Source organism: Ensifer sp. Root127 (assembly GCF_001425225.1).
Taxonomy (GTDB): domain Bacteria; phylum Pseudomonadota; class Alphaproteobacteria; order Rhizobiales; family Rhizobiaceae; genus Ensifer; species Ensifer canadensis.
On the sequence record NZ_LMDX01000052.1, the window covers coordinates 45,950 to 68,007 of the forward strand.

General features: G+C 62.9%; 16 protein-coding genes. 9 read left to right on the forward strand and 7 right to left on the reverse strand.

What is annotated here, in order from left to right; translation table 11 throughout:
• Nucleotides 1-23 precede the first annotated feature (23 nt).
• Nucleotides 24-1,199, forward strand: coding sequence for a 1-deoxy-D-xylulose-5-phosphate reductoisomerase (gene dxr / locus ASD03_RS32720; RefSeq protein WP_025425015.1), 1,176 nt, complete (start codon nucleotides 24-26; stop codon nucleotides 1,197-1,199).
• Between the two features lie 102 nt (nucleotides 1,200-1,301).
• On the opposite strand, the gene hemA is transcribed toward dxr, so the two are convergent.
• The 4 genes from hemA to ASD03_RS32740 all read right to left on the reverse strand — a co-directional run bounded on the left by hemA (nucleotide 1,302) and on the right by ASD03_RS32740 (nucleotide 6,475).
• Nucleotides 1,302-2,516: a 5-aminolevulinate synthase gene (gene hemA / locus ASD03_RS32725; RefSeq protein ID WP_025425016.1), complete on the reverse strand. Its 1,215-nt coding sequence runs from the start codon at nucleotides 2,514-2,516 to the stop codon at nucleotides 1,302-1,304.
• Nucleotides 2,517-2,741: 225 nt separating this feature from the next.
• Nucleotides 2,742-3,539, reverse strand: a complete 798-nt coding sequence (locus ASD03_RS32730) for a xanthine dehydrogenase family protein subunit M (RefSeq protein WP_025425017.1) — start codon at nucleotides 3,537-3,539, stop codon at nucleotides 2,742-2,744.
• Between the two features lie 15 nt (nucleotides 3,540-3,554).
• Nucleotides 3,555-5,903 (reverse strand): xanthine dehydrogenase family protein molybdopterin-binding subunit, encoded by a 2,349-nt coding sequence (locus ASD03_RS32735; RefSeq protein WP_025425018.1) that lies wholly within the window; start codon nucleotides 5,901-5,903, stop codon nucleotides 3,555-3,557.
• An 83-nt stretch (nucleotides 5,904-5,986) separates the two neighbouring features.
• The gene (locus ASD03_RS32740) at nucleotides 5,987-6,475 is read right to left on the reverse strand and encodes a (2Fe-2S)-binding protein (RefSeq protein ID WP_025425019.1); all 489 of its coding nucleotides are present in this window, start codon (nucleotides 6,473-6,475) and stop codon (nucleotides 5,987-5,989) included.
• Between the two features lie 432 nt (nucleotides 6,476-6,907).
• Between ASD03_RS32740 and ASD03_RS32745 the strand changes: the two genes are divergently transcribed.
• From ASD03_RS32745 to ASD03_RS32760, 4 genes are all read left to right on the forward strand, one after another.
• A complete protein-coding gene (locus ASD03_RS32745) occupies nucleotides 6,908-7,165 on the forward strand; it encodes a glycine zipper domain-containing protein (RefSeq protein ID WP_025425020.1) in 258 nt (85 codons plus the stop codon).
• A gap of 236 nt (nucleotides 7,166-7,401) precedes the next feature.
• Nucleotides 7,402-8,631, forward strand: a complete 1,230-nt coding sequence (locus ASD03_RS32750) for an MFS transporter (protein WP_025425021.1) — start codon at nucleotides 7,402-7,404, stop codon at nucleotides 8,629-8,631.
• 278 nt (nucleotides 8,632-8,909) lie between these two features.
• On the forward strand, nucleotides 8,910-10,823 hold the full coding sequence (locus tag ASD03_RS32755) for an autotransporter assembly complex family protein (protein ID WP_057218339.1): 1,914 nt from the start codon (nucleotides 8,910-8,912) through the stop codon (nucleotides 10,821-10,823).
• Nucleotides 10,824-10,936: 113 nt separating this feature from the next.
• A complete protein-coding gene (locus ASD03_RS32760) occupies nucleotides 10,937-15,112 on the forward strand; it encodes a translocation/assembly module TamB domain-containing protein (protein WP_025425023.1) in 4,176 nt (1,391 codons plus the stop codon).
• A 141-nt stretch (nucleotides 15,113-15,253) separates the two neighbouring features.
• On the opposite strand, the gene ASD03_RS32765 is transcribed toward ASD03_RS32760, so the two are convergent.
• Nucleotides 15,254-16,339, reverse strand: a complete 1,086-nt coding sequence (locus ASD03_RS32765) for a MerR family transcriptional regulator (protein ID WP_025425024.1) — start codon at nucleotides 16,337-16,339, stop codon at nucleotides 15,254-15,256.
• A 301-nt stretch (nucleotides 16,340-16,640) separates the two neighbouring features.
• Between ASD03_RS32765 and ASD03_RS32770 the strand changes: the two genes are divergently transcribed.
• Entirely contained in the window at nucleotides 16,641-17,432 is a 792-nt protein-coding gene (locus ASD03_RS32770; RefSeq protein ID WP_025425025.1) for an APH(3') family aminoglycoside O-phosphotransferase, read from the forward strand.
• A gap of 37 nt (nucleotides 17,433-17,469) precedes the next feature.
• Here ASD03_RS32770 and ASD03_RS32775 read toward each other — a convergent pair whose 3' ends face one another.
• Both ASD03_RS32775 and ASD03_RS32780 read right to left on the reverse strand, forming a co-directional pair.
• On the reverse strand, nucleotides 17,470-17,967 hold the full coding sequence (locus ASD03_RS32775; RefSeq protein ID WP_025425026.1) for a VOC family protein: 498 nt from the start codon (nucleotides 17,965-17,967) through the stop codon (nucleotides 17,470-17,472).
• A gap of 115 nt (nucleotides 17,968-18,082) precedes the next feature.
• Entirely contained in the window at nucleotides 18,083-18,517 is a 435-nt protein-coding gene (locus tag ASD03_RS32780) for an Lrp/AsnC family transcriptional regulator (RefSeq protein WP_025425027.1), read from the reverse strand.
• Between the two features lie 141 nt (nucleotides 18,518-18,658).
• Between ASD03_RS32780 and rocF the strand changes: the two genes are divergently transcribed.
• The 3 genes from rocF to ASD03_RS32795 all read left to right on the forward strand — a co-directional run bounded on the left by rocF (nucleotide 18,659) and on the right by ASD03_RS32795 (nucleotide 21,723).
• Entirely contained in the window at nucleotides 18,659-19,582 is a 924-nt protein-coding gene (gene rocF / locus ASD03_RS32785) for an arginase (RefSeq protein WP_025425028.1), read from the forward strand.
• Between the two features lie 24 nt (nucleotides 19,583-19,606).
• Complete coding sequence (rocD, locus tag ASD03_RS32790; protein ID WP_025425029.1) at nucleotides 19,607-20,812, forward strand: ornithine--oxo-acid transaminase; 1,206 nt, start codon at nucleotides 19,607-19,609, stop codon at nucleotides 20,810-20,812.
• A gap of 431 nt (nucleotides 20,813-21,243) precedes the next feature.
• The gene (locus ASD03_RS32795; RefSeq protein ID WP_025425030.1) at nucleotides 21,244-21,723 is read left to right on the forward strand and encodes a chemotaxis protein CheW; all 480 of its coding nucleotides are present in this window, start codon (nucleotides 21,244-21,246) and stop codon (nucleotides 21,721-21,723) included.
• Nucleotides 21,724-22,058: the final 335 nt, after the last annotated feature.

Here is a 22,058-nt window from a genome sequence, read left to right on the forward strand (position 1 = left end):
CGAACAAGAACATGGGAATTGGCATGGCATCCCGCGAAAACGCGAAGCGCCGACTGACGATCCTGGGCTCGACCGGCTCCATCGGCACCAATACGCTCGATGTCGTCGAGCGGCTGGGCGGTCGCGACAGTTTCGAGATCGTCGCTCTGACCGGAAACGGCAACATTCCGCTGCTGGCGCAGCAGGCGATTGTCCACGGCGCAGAGCTTGCCGTTACCGCCGACGACAGCCATTACGCCAGCCTGAAGACAGCGCTCTCCGGCACCGGCATTGAGGTTGCGTCAGGCAGGAGCGGCCTGATCGAGGCGGCGGAGCGCGACGCCGGCTGGGTGATGGCGGCAATCGTCGGCAATGCCGGACTTGCCCCGACGCTGGCCGCCGCAAGCCGCGGCGCCGACATCGCGCTTGCCAACAAGGAATGCCTGGTTTCCGCCGGCAGCCTGTTCATCGAAGCGGTCAGGAAGGGCGGCGGCCGCCTCTTGCCGGTCGATAGCGAACACAACGCCATCTTCCAGGTGCTGGAAGAGCACCAGCGCCATGCCGTCGAGCGCATCATCCTCACAGCCTCCGGCGGCCCCTTCCGCACCAAGACACTCGAAGAGATGCGCCACGTGACGGCCGACGTCGCCCGCGCCCATCCGAACTGGTCGATGGGTCTGAAGATCTCGATCGACAGCGCCTCGATGTTCAACAAGGCGCTGGAGATGATCGAAGCCAAGCACCTGTTCGGCCTCAGGCCGGAGCAGATCGAGGTGATCGTGCATCCGCAGTCGGTCATCCACTCGATGGTCGGCTACACCGATGGCTCGGTGCTGGCGCAGCTCGGCTGCCCCGACATGCGCACCGCCATCGGCTATGCGCTCTCCTATCCCAGCCGCTGCGACCTGCCGATCGAACGGCTCGACTTCGCCAAGCTGTCGCGCCTCGATTTCGAAGCGCCCGATGAAATCAGGTTTCCGGCAATCCGCCTGGCGCGCCGCGCCATGGAACAGGGCGGCGTGCAGGGGGCCGTGCTGAACGGCGCCAAGGAGACGGCGCTGGAAGCCTTCATCGCCGGTCGGGCCGGGTTCCTGGACATGGCCGAAATTGTCGAGCAGGTAATGGACAAGCTCTCGGACCTGCCTGCGGCCGTCACCATGGACGATGTCTTTGCCGCCGACGAAAAAGCCCGACAACTGGCTGCCGGGCTGATCCGATAGTTTGCTGATCGGGCGTTCCCGCCCCTCATCCGGCTGCCGCCACTTTCTCCCCGCACGCGGAGAGAAGGTTAGGGGCAGATTTCTCGAAAGATAAGTGAAGCCTTACGCGACGGCCCGTGCCAGCGCGCAGCGCGACCACAGCGAATGCAGCGCGCCGACCAGATGGTCGATATCGGCATCCGAATGCAGCGGCGTCGGAGTGATGCGCAGGCGCTCGGTCTTCGTCGGCACCGTCGGGTAGTTGATCGGCTGCACATAGACGCCAAAATGGTCGAGCAGCAGGTCGGAGATCCACTTGCACTTGGCGGCGTCGCCGACCATGACCGGCACGATATGGCTCGGGTTCGGCATATGCGGAATGCCGCGCTGGTCGAGCAGCGAGCGCAGCCGGCGCACGCGCTCCTGATGGGCGAAGCGTTCGATCTGGCTTTCCTTCAGATGACGGATGGAGGCAAGCGCACCGGCCGCAAGCGTCGGTGGCAGCGCCGTCGTGAAGATGAAGCCCGAAGCAAAGGAGCGGATGAAATCGCAAAGCGCCGTCGAGCCGGTGATGTAGCCGCCCATGACGCCGAAGGCCTTGCCGAGCGTGCCTTCGATGACGGTGAGGCGATGCATCAGGCCTTCGCGCTCGGCGATACCGCCGCCACGCGGGCCGTATATGCCGACGGCGTGCACTTCGTCGAGATAGGTCATCGCGCCGTATTTGTCGGCGAGATCGCAGAGCTCCTTGATCGGGGCAATGTCGCCATCCATCGAATAGACGGATTCAAAGGCAATGATCTTCGGCGCGCGCGGATCGGCTGCGGCAAGCTTGGCTTCGAGGTCGGCCACCGAGTTGTGCTTGAAGATGACGCGTTCGCACTTGGAATGACGAATCCCCTCGATCATCGAAGCGTGGTTCCCGGCGTCTGAGAAGACGATGACACCGGGAATCTTCGAACAGAGCGTTCCAAGGGCGGCCCAGTTGGACACGTAACCCGAGGTGAACAGAAGCGCCGATTCCTTGCCATGCAGATCTGCGAGCTCGCGCTCGAGCAGCACATGGTAGTGGTTGGTTCCGGAAATGTTGCGGGTGCCGCCGGCACCGGCGCCGCATTCGTCGATGGCGCGTTTCATCGCCTCGGTGACGATGGTGTGCTGGCCCATGCCGAGATAGTCGTTGGAACACCAGACGGTGACTTCCTGAATGCCTTCAGCCGTGTGGCGCGCGGCCTTCGGAAAGTTGCCGCGATGGCGAGCGATATCGGCGAAAACCCGGTAGCGACCTTCCTGATGCAGCCCGTCCAGCTCGGTTTTAAAGAAATTCTCGAAATCCATCATCTTCTCCAGTGCCCTGCCGCTTTTTTTGATTCAAAGCGACCGGGGGTCAACCCCGCAATGCGACGCGGCCGCCGCCTGCGGCAAAAGGCCTCTAGTTTTGAACCGTTCCAAAGAAAGCCTTAGCGCATGTAAATCCCTCCAAGCTTGATCGAAGTCAAGCTTGGACGAAAAAAGGGCGGCCGAAACCGCCCTTTTTGACGCATCAAGACAGGCCCGCATTGCTCATGCTGCAGCCACCGCGCGTTTTGCCATCACCTTGACCAGATTGGCGCGATAGGCGGCATCCGCGTGGATGTCGGAAAGCAGGTCGGAAGCGTCGACCGGCACATTGGCAAGCGCATCCGGCGACCACTGCGACGAAAGCGCCGCCTCCATGTCCTTGTGCCGGAAGACGCCACTCGATCCGGCCCCCGTCACCGCGACGCGAACATCGCCATTGTCCCGGCGCACGACGAAGACGCCGGTCATGGCGTAGCGCGAGGCCGGGTTGGCGAACTTCTGGTAGGCTGCCTTTGCCGGAGCCTCGAAGGCGATCGCGGTCACCAGTTCGCCGTCTTCGAGCGCGGTCTCGAAAAGACCGGTGAAGAAATCGCCGGCGGCAATTTCCCGCCTATCGGTGACAATGGTCGCATCGAGCGCCAGCATCGCCGAAGGGTAGTCGGCAGCCGGATCGTTGTTGGCGATGGAGCCGCCGATCGTGCCCATGTGGCGCACATGCGGGTCGCCGATATGGCTGGCAAGCCCTGAGATCGCCGGGCACACGGCCGCCAGCTCGGCGGAGGACGCCACGTCGAAATGGGTGGCCGCAGCACCGATCCTCACGGTTCGCCCCGTCACCTTGATGCCCTTCATTTCCGCGACATGCCTGAGATCGATGAGGTCGGTCGGTGCGGCAAGCCGCTGCTTCATCGTCGGGATCAGCGTCATCCCGCCGGAGAGATATTTGCCCTCGCCTGCGGCCTGCTTGAGTTTGACGGCATCCTGGATAGAGGACGCCCGGTGATAATGGGTCTCGTACATGACACGTCCTCCCGCTCAGTTTGCGGCATGGGCGGCAGCCCACACCTTTTGCGGCGTCGCCGGCATCGTCAGCCGGTTGTTGCCGATGGCGTCGGTGATGGCGTTGATCAGCGCCGGCGGSGAGCCGATGGCGCCGGCCTCGCCGCAGCCCTTGATCCCGAGCGGATTGTTCGGGCAGGGCGTGTTCGAGGTCGAGACCGTGAATGACGGCAGGTCGTCGGCCCGCGGCATGGCATAATCCATGTAGCTTGCCGTCAAGAGCTGGCCGTTTGCCGGATCGTAGTGAACGCCCTCGAGCAGCGCCTGGCCGATGCCCTGCGCCAGGCCGCCATGCACCTGCCCCTCGACGATCATCGGGTTGATGATGTTGCCGAAATCGTCGGCGGCGACGAACTGGATGATCTTGGTCTGCCCCGTATCGGGATCGACCTCCACTTCGCAGATGTAGCAGCCGGCGGGGAAGGTGAAGTTGGCCGGATCGTAGAACGCGCCCTCTTTCAGCCCCGGCTCCATGCCCGGCGGCAGGTTGTGGGCGGTATAGGCGGCAAGCGCCATCTGGAACCACGGTACCGTCTTGTCGGTGCCGGCGACCTTGAGTTCGCCGTTCTCGATGACGATGTCGCTTTCATCCGCCTCCATCAGGTGGGCGGCGATCTTCTTCGCCTTGGCTTCAACCTTGTCGAGCGCCTTGACGACGGCCGACATGCCGACCGCCCCCGAGCGCGAGCCGTAGGTGCCCATGCCCATCTGCACCTTGTCGGTGTCGCCGTGGACGATGTTGACGCTGTCGATCGGCACGCCGAAGCGATCGGCGACCAGTTGGGCGAAGGTGGTTTCATGCCCCTGCCCGTGGCTGTGCGACCCGGTCAGAACCTCGATGGTGCCGACGGCATTGACTCGGACCTCGGCCGATTCCCAGAGACCGACGCCGGCACCGAGCGAGCCGACCGCCGCCGACGGCGCGATGCCGCAGGCCTCGATATAGCAGCTCATGCCAATGCCGCGCTTCATCCCGCGTTTAGCGGCTTCCGCCTTGCGGGCAGCAAACCCGTTCCAGTCGGAGGCCTGCATCGCGGCATTGAGCGAGGTTTCGTAATCGCCGGCATCGTAATTCATGATGACGGGCGTCTGGTGCGGGAAGGTGCGGATGAAGTTGATCCGCCGGAGTTCCGCCGGCGAAACTCCAAGCTCTCGCGCCGCCGTCTCCATGGTGCGCTCCAGGAGATAGGTCGCTTCCGGGCGGCCAGCGCCGCGATAGGCATCGACCGGGGCAGTGTTGGTGTAGACGGTGCGCACATTGGCGTGGATCGCCGGTATGTCGTACTGGCCCGACAGGAGCGTCGCATAGAGATAGGTCGGCACCGACGAGGAGAACAACGACATGTAGGCGCCGAGATTGGCAACCGTATCGACCTTCAGCCCGATGATCCGGTTGTTGGCATCGAACGCCATCTTCACCTTCGAGTGGTGGTCGCGGCCATGCGCATCGGTCAGGAAGGCTTCCGTGCGGTCGGAGGTCCATTTCACCGGCACGCCGGTACACTTGGAGGCCCAGAGACAGACGACCTCTTCCGGATAGATAAAGATCTTCGAGCCGAAGCCGCCGCCGACATCCGGCGCGATGACACGCAGCTTGTTTTCGGGCGCGACATTATAGAACGCGCTCATCACCAGCCGCGCCACATGCGGGTTCTGGCTGGTGGTGTAGCAGGTGTAGTGATCGTCGCCGCCATCATAGATCCCGAGCGTGGCGCGCGGCTCCATCGCGTTCGGCGACAGGCGGTTGTTGTGGATAGTGATCTCGGTCACATGCGCAGCCGAGGCGATCGCCTTGTCGGTGGCGGCGGCATCGCCGATCTGCCAGTCGAAGATCAAGTTGTTGGGTGCTTCCGGGTGAAGCTGCGGCTGCCCCTGCTCCAGCGCCTTGGTCGCATCGGTGACGACGGGCAGTTCCTGGTAATCGACGACGACGGCTTCGGCGGCATCCTTCGCTTCCGCAATGCTGTCGGCAACGACGATGGCGACGGCGTCACCGACGTAACGCACCGTCTCGTGCGCGAGCGGCCGCCAGGCGCCCATCTTCATCGGCGATCCGTCCTTGGAATGGATCATCCAGCCGCAGATGAGATTGCCGATACCGTCGGCGAGCAGTTGCTCGCCGTCGAGCACGCCGATCACGCCGGGCATGGCCTTGGCCGCCGCCGCGTCGATCGACTTGATCTTCGCATGCGCATAGGGACTGCGCACGAAGATCGCATATTTCATGCCCGGCACCGACATGTCGTCCGTATAGCGCCCCTTGCCGGTCAGGAACCGTTTGTCTTCCTTGCGCGCCACCCGCGCGCCAATACCTTCAACGCCCATTGCCGATCTCCTCCCGAGATATCCAGCGAAAGTCCTGCGGTGAAATGTGATCGCGGCGAAACGTCATCGCCGCGGGCCGGACTTCATTCGGCAGCGACGCGGGCGCCGCCCATCTCGGCTGCCGCCGCAAGGATCGCCTTGACGATGTTGTGGTAGCCGGTGCAACGACAGATATTGCCGTCGAGTTCGGCGCGCACGGTCGCCTCATCGAGCTGCCCGCCATGCCGGCGGATCATGTCGACCGCTGTCATCACCATGCCGGGTGTGCAGAAACCGCATTGCAGGCCATGATTGGCCTTGAAGGCGGCCTGCACCGGGTGCAGCTCGCCATTGGCGGCCAGTCCTTCGATGGTGGTGACCTGTGAGCCCGCCGCCTGCGCAGCGAGGGTGGAACAGCTCTTGACCGACATTCCGTCCATATGAACGACGCACGCGCCGCATTGCGACGTGTCGCAGCCGACATGGGTGCCGGACAGCCCAAGGTTCTCACGAATGAAATGCACCAGCAACGTCCGGTCATCACATTGACCGCTCACCTGACGGCCGTTGACCGTCATTGTAATTTTCGCCATTTCGCTCCTCCGGGTGGGTCAATGCCAACACGAGCGCGAACGGTAAGCCGGGTGATGATCTGTTCACGCGACCAGGTACGCGCCAACTGCTATCGATGCCCTTCGCCTCGATATCCCTCCTCCGGGTTCCCGCGGCTTGTTTGTATCATTGTCTTTTTTTGGAATGTCGCAACCGCCCAAGGGTCAGGCGCGATAAAAATTTTGCGTGATGGTTGTGTTAGCTGAAATCGGGCCTTCATGTCCCGTTCAGGAACGATATCATTATGTTGGCGGCGAAGAGAATCCGCCAGACCTCCTGTAGACTTTCACAGCGGCCGGTTTATTTTCTGAATTTGCAAGTTCAAGTGGAGAAAGACATCTCGTCTTTGCGCCAATCACTCAGGGACGGACGAGGCGACAGGCTGAAATCCGTAGAGATCGGAGAGAACAATAATGAAGAAAGCCATCGCACTTGTGCTGGTTGCGTTGTCGGTTGCGAGCTGCACCCAGACTGAAAAGGGTGCCGGCATCGGCGCCGTCTCGGGCGCGATCATCGGCGGCGCGATCACCGGTGACGTTCGTGGCGCAGCTGTGGGCGCTGCGATCGGCGGCGTTTCGGGCGCGGTCATCGGCCATGTCACCGAACAGCCGGGCCAGTGCTACTACCGCGACCGCTACGGCCGCCGCTACATCGACTCCTGCCCGCGCTAAGCCGCAAGGACGGTCGACAACATCGACACGACGTCCACCTGTCAAATGACGGACCGGACGAAACATCGCCCCTCATGGCCACCTGCCGTGAGGGGTTTTCGTTTTCCTGACTGTCTCGGCAATCTGCCGATCAGCCATCAGATCCCGGCAGCCGTATCGAGCGCGCAGGAATCGGGTGGCCCGCGACAACACAATCCTGTCAGCTGCCTCGAAATAGCTTGATCGAGGCCCACTCCATGCTGAAACCGCCTGCAACTACCTTGCCGCCAGCTTTCAAACACATCGCCTGGTCCAACCTGTTTGCGCAATTCTCCGAGCAAATCGCCTTGGCCGCAGCACCGCTTGCGGCAGTCCTTCTGCTTTCGGCTGGCCCCGCGGAATCGGGCTGGCTGCAGATGGCCCAGACGCTGCCGTTTCTGCTGCTCTCCATTCCGGCCGGCCTGCTCGTCGACCGCGCCTCGCGGCGAATGCTAATGGTCTTCTCGGAAATGCTGCGTGCCCTCTCCCTGGTCGCCACTCTGCTTTTGATTGCGAGCGGTATGCTCACCCTGCCGCTTCTGGCGATCATGGGTTTTGTCGGCGCAATCGGAACGGTCTGCTACAGTGTCGCCGCCCCGGCATTGATCCCGGCCATCGTTCCGCGCACGCAGCTCGCCGACGCCAATCGCTGGCTGGAGCTTGCCCGCAGCCTCGCCTATTCCGGTGGTCCGGCAATCGGCGGAGCAATCATCGCCTGGACCGGTGCCTCGCTCGCCTATGTTGCGGCCACCACGCTCTCCCTTCTCGCCGTCGTGCTGCTCGCCGGCCTTCGCGAACAGGAGCAAGCGGCCGGGCCGCAACGCAATCTGCTTGATGACCTGATCGAAGGCGCACGCTTCCTTGCCGGCCATGCACTCCTGCGGCCGATACTTGTCACCGCGGTCGTGTTCAACACATCCTGGTTCGTGCTGCAGGCGGTCTATGTCGCCTATGCTGTCCGCACACTCGGACTGACGGCAACGGGCGTCGGTGTCACGCTCGGCATCTATGGAGCCGGAATGATGATCGGAGCCTATGCCGCCCCGACACTTGCGCGCCGTATCCCCTTCGGCGTCATGATCGCGCTCGGTCCGCTCGGTGGTCTGCTCGCCGCCGTCGTCATGCTGCTGACGGTCTGGTTCCCCCTCGGCGCGCTTGCGGGAGTGAGCTTCTTTCTCTTCGGTGCGGGGCCGATTCTCTGGTCGATCGCCACCCTCACGCTCAGGCAGGCCATCACCCCAAACGCGATGCTGGGGCGGGTTTCAGCCTTCATTACCACGGCGACATTCGGCGCAAGGCCGATCGGCGCGGCGCTCGGCGCTCTCGTCGCCACCCACTTCGGCGTCAAGGCTTGCCTCGTGGTCGCGGCGACCGGGTTCCTCATCCAGTTCCTGGTGATCATCGCCTCCCAGGTTCCCCGTTTGCAGGGCCTGCCCGAACCGGCTTGACCCCATTCAACCGCATCAGCGCGACCATCTGACACCCCGCAAACGGCAATCCCGAGCACGGAGCCACCGCCGACGTTGTGGCGGCGGCGCCCGGTTTTTGTGCTGCGTTGACAACATTCCGGCTCTTTTTCAGGGAAATCGACCCGGAATCTGGGCCTCAGGGGTGGATGCGGCCGGCCGTCATCGTTAACAGATGGAAAACCTTAGGCATGCAATAGTGACCCCGCCGCATGAAGGCAGTTTGTATTGGGTCGCCTTAAGACGGGATGCGGAAGCGAATGTCCCCACCACGGTCGAGTATTGCGTACTGGAAGGCAGCGACTGCGCTCGCCGTTGCCGCCTCGTGCGCGCTCGGCCCGATGTCCGTCACCAAGGCCTATGCGTTCAAGATCTTCGGCATGAAGTTTTTCGAGGGTGACGAGGACGCGGCCCAGGTCATCGACCCCGTCAACTACACCCTCACCTTCGACGCCGGTACCGACGACAAGGAATTGAAAGAGGCGCTTGAGAACAGCTCGCAGCTGGTCCAGGGCCAGGAAAAACCGGTTTCAGGCAACCTTGGCCTTGCGATCCGCGCCCGCGACGACCGCGACCGCCTGCTGGCGGCACTCTATGAGAAGGCCCGATACGGCGGCACCGTCGCAATCCAGATCAATGGTCAGGACATCGACAGCCTGCCACCCGATCCATCTTTCCCTGACGGCAAGGCCATACCCGTCACCGTCAGGGTGACGCCGGGCCCGGTGTTTTCGCTAGGCTCGGTCAAGTTCGAAGGCGACGCCGCCGGCCTCAATCCCGCCGACTACGATCTCGCGCTCGGAACCCGGGCGGATTCGACGCGGATCATCACGGCCGGCGAAAAGGTCGTCAACGATCTGCGCGAGCAGGGACGGCCGCTTGCCAAGCTGACCGAGCGCAGCGTCGTTGCCGATCATGCAGATTCGACCGTCGACGTGGTGATATCAGCCGAAAGCGGGCCGGTGGCGCCCGTTGGCGAAGTCAGCGTTTCCGGAACCAAGACCGTCGATCCGGGGTTTGTTCGCGATTATTCGCGGCTCAACGAGGGCCGCCCCTATTCGCCCGAGGACATCCGCAAGGCGTCCGAGCGGCTGCGTCAACTCGGCGTGTTCTCGAGCGTGACCATCAAGGAAGCCAACACGCTTTCGCCCGACGGCTCGATCCCGATGAAGATCGAGGTGTCCGAGGGCAAGCACAAGTATTTCGGCTTCGGCGCCCAGGTCTCGACCACGGACGGTCTCGGGCTTTCCGGCTACTGGGGACACCGCAATCTGTTCGGCCGTGCGGAATCGCTGCGTGTCGAGGGCTCGATCGACCGTATCGGCGAGACCCAGGAACTCGATAAGCTCGACTATTCCGCGGGCATCCTCTTTGCCAAGCCCGGCGCCTTCGGTCCGGCCTCGACCTTCACCGCAAGCCTCAAGGCCAACATCCAGGATCCCGATGCCTATCGCGCCAAGATCCTGACCGGTGCGGCCGGCGCCACATTCGAACTGTCGCCGACCGACACCTTTTCCGGTGGCGGCGAGCTGAGCTGGGCGAATATCGACGACGCCTTCGGCTCCAATTCCTACCTGACAGCTGCCATTCCGCTCGAATATGTGCGCGACACCCGCGATGACAAGCTGAACGCGACCGAGGGCTACCGGGCGTTGGTCAACGCCAAACCAAGCTACGAGATCAAGGGCCAGACCTTCTTCTCGTCCTTCGAAGCAGCGGCATCGGGTTACCAAGCGCTCGGCGACGAGAAGCGTTTCGTTCTTGCCGGCAGGATCGGTGCGGGCGTTCTGGTCGGCGGCGACGGCCTTGCCGACATACCGGCAAACCGCCGCTTCTATCTTGGCGGAGGCGGCTCGGTGCGCGGTTATTCCTACCAGGAGATCAGCCCGCGCAACAGCAACAACGACGAGACCGGCGGACGCTCCTATGTCAACACTTCGGTCGAGGCGCGCATCGCCATCACCGACACGATCGGCATCGTGCCCTTCATCGACGCCGGCACCGTGTCTGCCAGCACCACGCCCGATTTCTCCGACATTCGCGCCGGCGCCGGCATCGGCCTTCGCTATCAGACGCCGTTCGGACCGATCCGTCTCGATGTGGCGATGCCGCTCAACAAATATCCCGGCGGCACCAGCTACGGCATCTATGCCGGTATCGGCCAATCCTTCTGATCCGCGCCGGTTCCAGCCGATTTCTGCGCCGCAGCCGGCAAATTTCGCACGAGCGCCCGGAGTTTCTGCCTGCAAAGATTCCGCAGCGACACAAGTTGCGTTATGGGTAGATCATGAATCACGTCGTCCGCTTCCTTCGCGCGACGCTGCGCTATTGCCTTTATGTGCTTGGCGCGCTTGCGGTCGCAGCTCTTCTCCTCGTCGCCTTCGTCGGCTTCACGACTCCCGGCGCCCGCCTTGTCGCCTGGGCGATCGAGAAATATGCGGCGACCCCGGACCAGATCGTGCGGATTGCCGACCCGAGCCCGCTTCTGACCGGCCAGTTCACCGCCGGCAGCGTGACGCTGTTCGATGGCGAGGGCATCTATGCGGAGGTTCGCGATCTCTCGCTCAACTGGTCGCCCGCGGCCCTCTTGTCCTTCCGCTTCGACGCCGCGGCGATTTCGGCAGGCTCCATCCGCGTCGAGCGCCTGCCGGTGCCTTCGACCGAAACCAAGGAAGTGCGCTCGACCTTCGCGCTTCCGGTCGACGTCAAGATCGATGCGATCGACCTCAAGGAAATCGTCATCGGCAAGGCAATCGCCGGCGAGGACCAGTTCCTGACGGCGAGCGGCAAGGTAAACGCCACCAACGAGAGCATCGCGCTCGCCATAACGGCGGCCCAGCGCGACCGGCCCGAGGCCCGTGCCGTTGCCGACATCGTCTTCAATCCGGCCGGCAACGAACTGAAACTTGAAGCGACCGTCAATGAGCCCGCCAACGGCGTTCTGGCGAAGCTCCTGCGCCTGCCGAACGAACCCGCCGTCAACATCAAGGTAACCGGCGAAGGACCGCTTTCGGACTGGGCCGGCGCCGGGACGGCTGCGCTTGACGGCACCGAGATCCTCAAGCTAGACGGCCGTCACGTCCAGTCTACCGATGGCATGCATCGGCTGACGCTTTCCGGCGGCGGCGGCTTCGGCTCGCTGATGCCGCCGGCCTTGCGCCCGATGTTCGAGGGCCAGACCAGCATCGATCTTGCTGCTGCCTTCGACGGCAAGGGCATGGTGCGCGTCGACAAGGGGCACGTGGCGACCGGCGCGCTTGCCTTCGCCGCCTTCGGCACCTTCGACAGCAAGGGCGAGAACAATCTGCAGGCAAGGCTCGCCGGTACCAATGGCGCCATCGATTTCCGCTGGCCACTGGAAAAGGGCGAGGCCCGCGTCCTGATCAATACCGTTAATCTGTCGCTGATCGGCGATGCCCAATCGGCAATCCTTGACGCGGCCGCCGACGTCGCCTCTGTCGCACTGCCGGACGTGGCCCTCGGCGCCATCAAGCTGTCGGCTGCGAGCGATGGCTTCAACCTGGCGACACAGTCGGGTCCGATCAAGACGACGGTCGAGGTCGGCCAGGTCGGCTTCGACAATGCCGATCTCGTCCGGCTGGTCCAGGCGCCGATGAAGATCGTCGGCGACATCACTGTTGCCAAGGACAGCATCACCTTTGCGCCGGTGACGCTGGAAAGCCCCGGCGTTGGCGGCACCGTCGAAGGCGCCTTCTCGCGCGAAACCAATACGGTTGCCGCGACCTTCAAGCTCTTCACGGTCCCAGGCGCCCTGCCGCCCGCTGCCGCTGCAAAATTCGACGGCACGATTGCGCTTGCCGGGAGCATCAAGACCGGCGCCAACGGCAGCGTCACCGTCGAAAACATCGATCTCAAATCCGGGACGATCGAGGCTGCCGGCTCCGTGGCGCTCGCTGAAGGCAATCTGACGGCGGATCTTAAAGGTGTCCTGCCGGATCTCGGCAAGCTGCTCGCCGACGCCAAGGGCAAGGCCGACTTCACCGCCGCTGTGACCGGACCGCTCGCCGAACTCGGCATCAAGGCGGAACTGTCCTCGAGCGGCGCGACGCTCGCCGGTCGCACGCTCAGCGACCTGACCATCAAGGCCGACGCCACCGCAAACCAGAGCAGCCCGCAGGCCAAGCTGACGGCAACCGGTGCGCTCGACGGTCAACCGATCGACGTGCGTGCCGACGTCGTCTCGAAGGACGGTCGCACATCGATCCCGGTGCTCGAAGCCACGATCGGCGAGAACACGCTCAACGGCGCCATCAACTTCACCCCCGACTTCAAACCCGACGGCACTGTCGATTTCAATCTTCCGGACCTTGGGCTGCTTGCCGCCATGGCCGGCCAGAAGGCGTCCGGAGATCTCTCTGGATCGGCGGCGATCCGGACGGCCAACGGCATCACCTCCATCGTGCTCAAGGCCGGCGGCAGCGGCATCAAGCGCGATGACCTGACGATCGCCAAGCCGACGGCCGACATCACCATTGCCGACCTTTCGGCACTGGCGATCAAGGGCAGCGTCCGGGCAGAGACAATTGCCCAGGGGGCCAACCGGGTTTCCGGATTGAGCCTCGACTTCACCCAGCAGGCCGGCAAGACAGGCTTTGCCATCGACGGCAAGTATGACGGCGGGCCTTTGACGGCGAGGGGCGACCTGACGAGTTCGAACGGGCGCACGGAAATCCGTCTTTCCTCCTTCGGCGCGACGCCGAAACAGATTGCACTAAAGCTCGCGGCGCCGACCGTGATCGCGATCGAGAAGGGCACCGTGCGCCTGAATGCGCTCACGATCCAGGCATCGAAAGGCACGATCGCGGTCAGCGGCACCGCCGGCCAAAAGCTCGATATTACCGCAAAGCTGAACGCCCTGCCGGCAGCCCTGGTCAATGCCTTCGCACCGGGCCTCGGCGCGGAAGGGGCAATCGGCGGCACCGTCGATGTCGGCGGAACGGCGGCAGCGCCGGTCGTCGCCTATAACCTCAAATGGTCCGGCGCCTCGCTGGCAGCCGCGCGCACCGCCGGCGTCGGTGCCTTCGACATCTCGGCCAATGGCAAGTTTGCCAACAACCGCGTGACGCTCGACACCACGCTCTCCGGCGCCGGCGGCCTCGCATTCAAGGGCGGCGGCAATGTCGATATCGGCGGCAACATGCCGATCGCCATGAAGTTCAACGGCAATGTGCCCTTCGCGCTCGTTGCCAACCTGATGGCCCAGCAGGGCTTCACGCTCACGGGCCAGGCCTCCGTCGACCTTTCGATTTCCGGCTCGGCCAAGGCACCGCAGATTGCCGGCACGATCACCACCTCAGGCGGACGCCTTGTCGACGTCCGGCGCAACCTCGCGCTCAACAACCTGACGGCCAACGTGGCGCTCGACGGCAAGCAGGCGACGATCTCCAAGCTTTCCGCCAACCTCGCGACCGGCGGCTCGGTCGAGGTCACCGGCACGGTCGGCACCGTACCCAGCTCCGGCTTTCCGGCCAACCTGATCATCAGGCTCAACAACGCCACCTATGTCGACGGCACGCTGTTCACTGCGCAGCTTGCCGGCGAGATGACCTTGACAGGTCCGCTGGTCGCCACCCCGACACTCGGCGGCAAGGTGACGATCCGCAAGGCAGCAATTACCATTCCCGAGAAACTGCCGACCTCGCTCTCGGCTATCGACATCAAGCACAAGAATGCGCCGGCCAAGGTCAAGCGGATGGCCAGGGACATCCGCAAGGACGAGAAGCCGGCAGGCGCCAATGCCAGCGGCGTCATCGCCTTCAACCTTGGCGTCACGGCCAATCAGGTCTTCGTGCGCGGCCGCGGCATCGATGCCGAACTCGGCGGCGACCTGACGATCCGCGGCACGGCCGTGCAGCCGACCATTTCGGGCGGTTTCGAGATGCGCCGCGGCCGTTTGGAAATCCTCGGCAAACGCCTGACCTTTACCGATGGCACCATCGGCTTCGGTGGCGACCTGATCCCGACACTCAATCTCAAGGCGACATCGACCGCCGGCGCGACGACCATCACCGTCAGCGTCACAGGCCTTGCCAACAATCCGCAGATCACCTTCTCGTCGTCGCCAGCCCTGCCCCAGGACGAAATTTTGGCGCAGCTGATCTTCAACCGCTCGCTGTCCAACCTCTCGGCCTTCCAGATTGCTCAGCTTGCCTCTGCCGTCAGCCAGCTGGCGGGCGGTGGCTCGACCTCGCTGCTCGACGGTCTGCGCAACAAGCTCGGCGTCGACGATCTCGACGTCACCACCGACGAGAACGGCGGCGCCTCGGTGCGCGCCGGCAAGTATCTTAACGACCGCACCTATATCGAGCTGCAGCAAGGCTCGGATTCAGGCTCCAGCAAGGCCGTGATCAATCTCGATGTCGGCAAGGGCGTCAAGCTGAAGGGTGCGGCCGGCGGTGACGGCTCCGCATCGGGCGGCATCTTCTTCGAAAAGGAATATTGAGGCGGCGCGTCATCAATACCGTTTTGACTGACGGCGTGCCTACCTTCGCCACAAAGAATACGCCCGCGGGTCGCTAACGATCCGCGGGCGTATTCTTTGTCGTCTTCCGTCTTCGGACGGCCGGGACGGATCAGTCGTCCGTCACAGCCCCGGGCGAAAATAGATGCCACTGAGCTTGCCGCCGGGGGCAAGCATCAGCCCGCATTCCAGCGTTCCCTTTTCGAAGCGCACGTCATAGACATCCCAACCTTCTTGCAGCACGCCCTTGAACGCCACGCTCTGCAGTGACCCCAGGCGGTCGAGTTCGGCTTTGGCGAGGGGCGCCTGCTCGCGCGCCACCGCTGCGAGCGGCGGCGTCATGCCTTCGTAGTCGGGCTCGCCGCGCTGGTGCTCGGCGATGACGCGGCGAAGCAATGCCTCACTGTCGGGAAACGGGATCTTATCCTTCACGCGCTTCTCCAGGTCGTCGGCAACGGCACGCGCCTTCGTCTCGTCGATGCGTTTCGCCGCCTGTTCGTAGCCGCCCTGATGCAGCACTACGCCTTCCACCTCACCTTGCTCGTTGCGGGTGAAAGAGAGTTGCGCCTGGACGATGCGATAGAAGAACAGGTCATCCGCTTCGGGATAGATTTCGAGCGCATTCTGCCCGGTCAACTGCGCCATCAGTCCGCCCTCGCGGCGGGTGACGCTGAGCACATCGCCGGCCTCGAACTGGAAGTCGCCCACAACAGAGCCGTGTTTTTCGGGATCGAAACGAACCTCGGTTCGAGGCCGTGCCTGCTCATAACGTCGCCACGCGACGGTATCCGGCGATAGGTCGGTCATCCTGGTCTCCTTGGCAAGAGTGATGAGTTCGCTGATAGAGACGGCCCGACCGCTCGATATTTTCTGCAGCGCCGCGCCGATCAGCGACAGGCTGTGCTCGACCCGATCACGCAGATCGACGAGCGCGGATTGCTGGATCGTCAGTGTCTGGCCGAGATCCGGCGCGGCGCCCGCCAGCAACACGGTGATCCGGGTCAGGCTCAGGCCGAGACGCTTCAATGCGAGGATCTCGGTCAGCCGGGCGATTTCCGCAGCGCCATAGAGCCGCCAGTTCTTTTCCGTCCGGCGCGGTGCGATCAGCCCACGATCCTCGTAGACACGCAGCGCCCGCACGGTCAGGCCGAGACGATCGGCACATTCGGCGGCGGACAAAAGGGGATCATGGTTTCGCTTGTCGCTCATGGGAGCCTCCTGGAACTATCTTCTAAGGTATGACCTTAGGTTCGGCTCAAGCGATATTTGGTGTGGGTAGAATCAAGATTTCGCGGAGGATGCTCGCGCTTGGGTCGGGTCGCCATGGATTTTGCACAATTCCGTCCCTACCTGCCCTCTCGCGCAAATTGCATGTTTCCCTAAATCGTATCCGATTTAAGGCTAAAAACATGCAACGGTTCATAGTGCCACAGCGACCTTTGTACGTCGAAAAAGACGCGCGGCGCTGTAGGCCGCAATTTCGGAACAACCCGTATTTTCAGGTGGTTTTTTGTCTCTCCAGCTTCTCGATATCGATCTTCCGCCCACCCTGGCACCGCTGCTCGCAGGTTATGACTGCCGAAAGGATAGCCTCGGCCAGTCAGACTCCAGCGTCTTCCTGTTCGACGCAAAAGACCGCCCGCCCCTCGTTCTCAAGGTCGAAGAGGCCGGTCCCTTTGACGAGCTTGTCGATGAGGCCGAGCGGCTCGAATGGCTGGGCAAGCAGGGAATGCCCTGTCCGCGCGTCGTCGCCCGCGACGTGTACGCGCAAAAGAACTGGCTGCTGATGGAGGCGGTCGAAGGCATCGACCTCGCCTCAAGCACCCTTGCCGCCTCGGAGCAGGTTGTTCTGCTCGCCGAAGCGCTACGCCGCATGCATGCGCTCGATGTCGATGCCTGCCCGTTCGATCACCGGATTGGTGCGCGTGTCGCGATCGCCAGGCTGCGTGCAGAAGCGGACCTGGTCGATGAGACCGACTTCGACGACGAGCGCCTCGGCAAGACCGCCGACGAACTCTTCGTCGAGCTTCAGGCGCGCATCCCTCAGGAGGGAGAGCCGGTCGTCACCCATGGCGACGCCTGCCTTCCAAACATCATCGTCAGGGATGGCCGCTTCGCCGGTTTCATCGATTGCAGCCGTCTGGGCGTCGCCGACCCCTATCAGGATCTGGCGCTGACCTGCCGCAGCATTGCCTACAATCTCGGGGAGGAATGGGTTCAGCCGTTTCTCGATCTCTACGGCATCCGTCGTGCCGATCCCGAAAAACTCGGCTTCTATTGCCTTCTCGACGAGTTCTTCTGACCTCGGGGAAAGCAAGCGCAGGATGGCCCGCGCCGCCTTATGCGGCGTCGCGGGCCTCGATATTGAGATCGACGATATCGGCATCGCCGAGGTCGATGTCTTCCAGGGCGTTGAACAACGCCCAGATATGGCCGAACGGGTCGATGAAGGCACCGACGCGGTCTCCGGTCGACAGCGTCTCCGCCGGGTTTCTGAGGGCGGCACCCGCCCCGATCGCCCGGCCGATGACCCGGTCGACATCCTTCACATGCAGTTCGAGAATGACCGCCGTCGTGCCGAGCGCATGCGGCGATCTCGGCCCGCCTAGTTTCGGCTCCGCGTCCCGCCGCGGATTGGCACCGGCGATCCGGAAGACGGATTCGCCGATCCTGAGATCGGCGCTGGTTAAAATCCCGCTCGGCCATTCATGCCGTTGCACCAGTTCGGCACCCAGCACATCACGATAAAAGGCAATGGCGCGATCCTCGTCGCCATGCCGGACAAATAGCTTCACACAGATCTGCCGATCGGCCAGCCTGCCGCCATTGATGACCATGACATCCTCCAATCTCGGGTGAGGCGCACATCATATACAAAAACGAGAACAAATCAAGAACGACTGGCGCAAAAACGCAACTTTCGACCCTCGCCCTCCACGCGGAAAGAAGGCACTAAAATGCGCCCGTCAGCTTGCTGGTCTTCAACAGGATGTTCGTCTCCGTCACGGTAATGCCGTCGATCAGCCGGATCCGCCTCAGCGTCTCGTCGAACGACACCAGGTCCCTGTCCTCAAGCTCGGCGATGAAGTCCCAGCGGCCGTTGGTGCTGTGCAGCGCCCTCACCTGTGGCAGACCGCGCAACTGCCCGGCGACCCGGTCGGCCATCTTGCCGTGGACCTCGATCATCACCACGGCCCGCACGCCGGAGGCCGGGATTTCCTGTCCCGTGCGAATGGTAAAGGCGGCGATCGTCCCGTTGGCGACCAGCCGGTCGATGCGTGCTGCAACGGTTGCGCGCGATACGCCGGTCCGCGCCGAAAGGGTCGAAACAGGCAGACGGGCATTTTGGCGCAGGGCACTGATCAGCGCCTGATCAAGGTCGTCCATATCTCTCACTTTGCAAAATCGGACTTAGCAATCTGTCGATCTTACCTTTCCAATCGACAGTTTTCCATCTTTTTGCTGTCACGCGTTTTGAGGATAATCCGCGCCATCCACGGGAATCATGACAGAAGGAACAGGGCGGATATGACGACCATCACGCTGATCGGCGCACCCATCGAGGAAGGTTCTGGACGACGCGGCGCGGCCATGGGCCCCACGGCACTTCGTATCGCCGGTATCGACACCGTTCTGCGCGAACTCGGCCACACGGTTTACGATGAAGGCGACGTCAAGCCGCTGCCGGCACGCGACCTCGCCAACCACCCCGGCGCCAACAACCTGCAGATCGTCGCCGCCTTCGCCCGCGCGCTGCACGATTCGGTCCATGACACCGTTCGCAAGGGCCATTTCCCGATCATTCTGGGCGGCGACCACGCGCTTTCGATGGGCAGCGTTTCCGGCATGGCGCGTTACGCCGCCGAAGTCGGCCGACCGCTGTTCGTGCTCTGGCTCGACGCCCATGCCGACTTCAACTCCCCGGCAACCTCGCCGTCGGGCAACATGCATGGCATGCCGGTCGCCTTCTACTGCGGCAAGGCCGAGTTTGCCCCGATCCTGCCTGCGGACCGGCCTATGGTCGATCCGACCAAGGTCTTCCAGGTCGGCATCCGCTCGGTCGACGACCGCGAACGCGAAGAGATCGCCGAACATGGCGTGCGTGTCTACGACATGCGTGCGGTCGACGAGCTCGGCATGGCGCACATCATGCGTCATATCCTCGATGAAGTGCGCTCGGCCAACGGCCTCCTGCATGTCAGCCTCGACGTCGACTTCATGGATCCCGAGCTGGCACCGGGCGTCGGCACCACCGTTCCGGGCGGCGCCACCTTCCGCGAAGCCCACCTGATCATGGAAATGCTCTGGGAGAGCGATCTCGTGTCCTCGCTCGACGTCGTAGAACTTAATCCGTTCCTCGACGATCGCGGCAAGAGCGCGCGTGTCCTGGTCGAGCTGACCGCGAGCCTTTTCGGCCGCCGTGTCCTTGACCGCCCGACCCGCAGCGCCTGAAATAGAAACAACGGAGGACGACGGATGAACACCACGGCAGACCTGATCGAAACCGAATACCGGCTCGGCGCACACAACTATAAACCGCTCGACGTTGTGCTTTCACGCGGCGAAGGCGTCTATGTCTGGGACATGGAAGGCAACCGCTACCTCGACTGCCTGTCGGCCTATTCCGCCGTCAACCAGGGCCACTGCCACCCGAAGATCTTCCAGGCGATGATGGAGCAGGCGCAGAAGCTGACGCTCACCTCCCGCGCCTTCCGCAACGACCAGCTGGCGCATTTCTATGAAGAGATCGCAGCACTCACCGGTTCGCACAAGGTGCTGCCGATGAACTCGGGCGCAGAAGCCGTCGAGACCGCCGTCAAGGCGGTGCGCAAGTGGGGCTACGAGGTCAAGGGTGTCGCGGAAAACAAAGCGGAGATCATCGTCTGCTCCAACAATTTCCATGGCCGCACGATGGGCATCGTCGGCTTCTCGACCGATCCGGACGCCCGCACCGGCTTCGGCCCGTTTGCGCCGGGCTTCAAGGTCGTCCCCTTCGGCGACATCGACGCCTTCCGCGCCGCGATCAACGAGAACACCGTCGCCTTCCTGGTCGAACCGATCCAGGGCGAAGCAGGTGTTCTGGTTCCCACCTCCGGCTATTTCCCGGCAGTGCGCGAGCTTTGCACCAAACACGGCATCACGCTGATCCTGGACGAGATTCAGACCGGCCTCGGCCGCACCGGCAAGCTGCTGGCTGAAGAACACGAGGGCATCGAAGCCGATGTGACGCTGATCGGCAAGGCGCTTTCGGGTGGTTTCTACCCGGTCTCGGCCGTGCTTTCGAACTCGGAAGTGCTCGGCGTGCTTAAGCCCGGCCAGCACGGCTCGACCTTCGGCGGCAATCCGCTTGCCTGTGCCATCGCCCGCGCGGCGCTGAGGGCCCTGACCGAGGAAGGCATGATCGAGAACTCGGCGCGCATGGGCGACCGCTTCCAGAAGGGCCTGACCGACATCCGTTCGAACATCATCAAGGAAGTTCGCGGCCGCGGACTGATGCTGGCGGTCGAGCTGGTGCCGGAAGCCGGTGGCGCCCGCAAATATTGCGAAGCGCTGAAGCAGCTCGGGATCCTTGCCAAGGACACCCATGGCGACACGATCCGCATCGCGCCGCCGCTGGTGATCACCGCCGAACAGGTCGATTGGGCGGTGGAACAGTTCGCCAAGGTTCTCGCTTCCGCTTGATCCCCTGACATTCTTTGTGTTCCATTGCGCCCCGGCTTCGACCGGGGCGCAATGTCTTACTACCAACCTGCGCCGATACTGGCCTATTGCGCCGGAGCGATTTTGGTTTCCGGCAAGGAGAAAACCGGAACCGGACCCAGCGTCCGGTGAGGATCGACGCAGGCTGGAGGCCAATATCGGCACAGGTTGGTATTAGCACTTGCAAAAGCAAGTCTTAACGAATCCCGGCCTATAGTCCCTTCCCAAAGCGCAAAGCGGTTCCTCCGCGCATGATGCAGCTGCGCCCCGCCGGATGTCGTCGGCGGACTTTTGAAAACTCTCCCCATCGGCTCAATGGCCGCGCCAGCCGCGACCGCACCGCACGGAGATGTAACGAGTTTGGCGGTGTCGCGCGCCTTAAGGCGTCGACCGGAAAGCTGGAAGGACCTTCGATGACAAGCACACTCAGGACGGCTGGTTTCGACGGCGAGACGCTGGAAATCATCGCGTTCCGCCTCCACGATCAGGAATTCTGCGTCAAGACCACCACGATCCGCGAGATCCGCGGCTGGGCCCCCTCGACCCCCATTCCGCATTCGCCACCCGAGGTCATCGGCGTGATGAACCTGCGCGGCACCGTGATCCCGATCATCGACCTTGCCCACAAGCTCGGCATGAAATCGACCACGGCCAATGAGCGCAGCGCCATCGTCGTCGCCGAAGTGCACAACATGGTGATCGGTCTCGTCGTCGACCGTGTCTCCGACATCCTCACGGTCCAGGGCAACCAGGTGCAACCGGTTCCCGAAGTCACCGCATCCTTCGACAAGAGCTTTGCCGAAGGCATCATCGCCAACGAGAACGGCATGATCTGCTTCCTCAACCTCGCTCGCATGTTCAAGGAACGCGAAGTCGAGGAAATGGCCGCCTAAACAACAGATTCTGCGTCGCATCAAGGCCCGCTTTGCCCTGGGCAAGGCGGCCTTTTTGCGTTCGGGCGGCGTGGCCCCGTGGCGCCACCCATGATTCGTAAACGATGAGTTGCTAATTCAACCTAGAAACAGCATACGAGTTTTCACAACTAAAATTTGATGTTTGCTATTTTAACAGCTGCTTAATAAGCCTGCCACTAATCTAGATTGTATAAGCAAGACGTCATGGGCATGAACGCCCACGAGTTCGAACTCCCCCCTCGAAGCACGAAAACGCTGACCCCGTTTGGGCCGGCGACGACGGACCAGACAATTTTCGGCAAGCCGGCATTTGT

What these genes read in the sequence shown, in the direction of transcription:
- dxr (WP_025425015.1), top strand. Translation starts at nt 24, where the DNA reads ATGGCATCCCGCGAAAACGCGAAGCGCCGACTGACGATCCTGGGCTCG.
- hemA (WP_025425016.1), bottom strand. Translation starts at nt 2,516, where the DNA reads ATGGATTTCGAGAATTTCTTTAAAACCGAGCTGGACGGGCTGCATCAG.
- ASD03_RS32730 (WP_025425017.1), bottom strand. Translation starts at nt 3,539, where the DNA reads ATGTACGAGACCCATTATCACCGGGCGTCCTCTATCCAGGATGCCGTC.
- ASD03_RS32740 (WP_025425019.1), bottom strand. Translation starts at nt 6,475, where the DNA reads ATGGCGAAAATTACAATGACGGTCAACGGCCGTCAGGTGAGCGGTCAA.
- ASD03_RS32745 (WP_025425020.1), top strand. Translation starts at nt 6,908, where the DNA reads ATGAAGAAAGCCATCGCACTTGTGCTGGTTGCGTTGTCGGTTGCGAGC.
- ASD03_RS32750 (WP_025425021.1), top strand. Translation starts at nt 7,402, where the DNA reads ATGCTGAAACCGCCTGCAACTACCTTGCCGCCAGCTTTCAAACACATC.
- ASD03_RS32755 (WP_057218339.1), top strand. Translation starts at nt 8,910, where the DNA reads ATGTCCCCACCACGGTCGAGTATTGCGTACTGGAAGGCAGCGACTGCG.
- ASD03_RS32760 (WP_025425023.1), top strand. Translation starts at nt 10,937, where the DNA reads ATGAATCACGTCGTCCGCTTCCTTCGCGCGACGCTGCGCTATTGCCTT.
- ASD03_RS32765 (WP_025425024.1), bottom strand. Translation starts at nt 16,339, where the DNA reads ATGAGCGACAAGCGAAACCATGATCCCCTTTTGTCCGCCGCCGAATGT.
- ASD03_RS32775 (WP_025425026.1), bottom strand. Translation starts at nt 17,967, where the DNA reads ATGGTCATCAATGGCGGCAGGCTGGCCGATCGGCAGATCTGTGTGAAG.
- ASD03_RS32780 (WP_025425027.1), bottom strand. Translation starts at nt 18,517, where the DNA reads ATGGACGACCTTGATCAGGCGCTGATCAGTGCCCTGCGCCAAAATGCC.
- rocF (WP_025425028.1), top strand. Translation starts at nt 18,659, where the DNA reads ATGACGACCATCACGCTGATCGGCGCACCCATCGAGGAAGGTTCTGGA.
- rocD (WP_025425029.1), top strand. Translation starts at nt 19,607, where the DNA reads ATGAACACCACGGCAGACCTGATCGAAACCGAATACCGGCTCGGCGCA.
- ASD03_RS32795 (WP_025425030.1), top strand. Translation starts at nt 21,244, where the DNA reads ATGACAAGCACACTCAGGACGGCTGGTTTCGACGGCGAGACGCTGGAA.